Origin of the sequence: Pseudomonas sichuanensis, from assembly GCF_003231305.1 — a bacterium.
GTDB classification, from domain to species: domain Bacteria; phylum Pseudomonadota; class Gammaproteobacteria; order Pseudomonadales; family Pseudomonadaceae; genus Aquipseudomonas; species Aquipseudomonas sichuanensis.
Window position 1 is genome coordinate 1 of record NZ_QKVM01000125.1, and the last position, 1479, is coordinate 1479.

A 1479-nucleotide genomic window follows, 5' to 3' on the forward strand; every position below is an offset into this window, starting at 1 on the left:
TCCTGGGTATGCGACGCACCTGGATGAAGTGGCGAAGATGACCAAGTACCTGAAGTACGGCGGGCATGTGGCGGTGGGGGTGGGGGCGACTTCGTCGTACTTGAAGGTACAGGATGTTTGCAGAGCTGGAGAAACTGAGGCGTGCAAGAAAATCCGATTTACTGAAACAGGTAGTTTTACGGGGGGCATGGCAGGAGGAATGGCGGGGAGTGCTGCAGGTGGCCTAGCTATAAAGGCGGTCTGCAACTTTGGTGTTTGGGGTAAAGCGGTATGTGGTATCGCCGTTATTGGGGCGGGTTCATTCGGTGGTAGTAAACTTGGTGGGGCTTCGGGAGAGTGGTTGGGGGAGGTTATTTATAATGCTGAATATGATTGATTTCAGTGGGGGCTCTGTTGCTGTAAAGCTGCTGTTGCTGATAACTCCATTTCTTTTGTTGGTTGTCGGGCTCGTCGTTAATGCCTATATTGCGGGTTCACGCCACTTTCACGTCATGTGTCGTGCCTTTGGGCGCAGCAGTGGACTGCAGGATGAGCTTGTTCTTTGGGGAACGACGAGGTTGCGGTCTCGGATGTTGATCGTTAGTGCTATGAGCCTTGCTGCGGTTTGGCCATCACATGGGTTCCGCCGCGGATGGTTGGACGCTAACGACTGGCAAGATTTTCCTGAGTATTTGAAAATCTGCATGAAAGTGAGTAGCTACTGTTTATTTATAGGGTTGGGAATGCTTTTTCTCTTGGTGTCATTTGTAAAGGTTGTACCTTGAAAAGTGATTGTTCAGTTAAGGCTTTGATGGCTTGCAGTAGTCTGTGGTGTTGCGTGAAGACGGGTGAGGTAGTGAGTTGGGGTGCTTGTGATTGATCTGAGCGGATTGCCTGCGGTACTGAAGTTGGTCGTGTCCCTCGGACCCTTCGTGGTGGGCTTTGCTGGGCTAGCGATTCATTCGCATATCGCGGGGACGCGACACTTTGAAGTTATGTGTGAAGCGCTTCGGCGCAGTGTCGGTCTTCATGAATAATTAAAAAATGGAGGCGCGCTGACTTTGAAGTTTCGAATGATGACCGTGAGCGCAATGACGGCGGGTATGATTTGGCCTGCATTGGGCATTCGTCAGGGTTGGTTGGACGTTGAAGATAGTCGCCGCTTCCCGGTTTATCTTAAGAGGCGAATGAAGTTTGGTATGTATTGTATGTTTGTTGGTCTGGGCTGGATGGCCTTGGTGGTTATTTTTCGTTGATTTTGATGCGGCATGATAATCATGGGTTTGTAACCGCCGGCTGCTGCAGAAGAAATTAAGTTCGCATAATAGGTGGCTGTTTTAGCAAGGGCGCCGATGGGGGGAAGGACACGCGCGGGCAAGGTAGGTGGCGGGCACGCTCAAAGGCATCGAGAGCTTGCGCCAGCTCGAGTTCATCGCGCACCGGCACCTGATCAGCCCGCAGTTCTTCGCCGAGCGCAAGGCGCTGTCTGGCCAGCTGAAT

General features: G+C 51.9%; 2 protein-coding genes and 1 pseudogene. All 3 read left to right on the forward strand.

Going from position 1 to position 1479, the window contains the following annotated elements; all coding sequences use genetic code 11:
- Positions 1–376: pseudogene (locus tag DM373_RS28885) on the forward strand (PAAR domain-containing protein); the annotation flags it as partial.
- The gene (locus DM373_RS28890; protein WP_157966910.1) at positions 360–764 is read left to right on the forward strand and encodes a hypothetical protein; all 405 of its coding nucleotides are present in this window, start codon (positions 360–362) and stop codon (positions 762–764) included. The pseudogene DM373_RS28885 and the gene DM373_RS28890, both read left to right, overlap by 17 nt.
- Positions 765–1052: 288 nt before the next feature.
- On the forward strand, positions 1053–1235 hold the full coding sequence (locus DM373_RS28360; RefSeq protein ID WP_110996610.1) for a hypothetical protein: 183 nt from the start codon (positions 1053–1055) through the stop codon (positions 1233–1235).
- Positions 1236–1479: the final 244 nt, after the last annotated feature.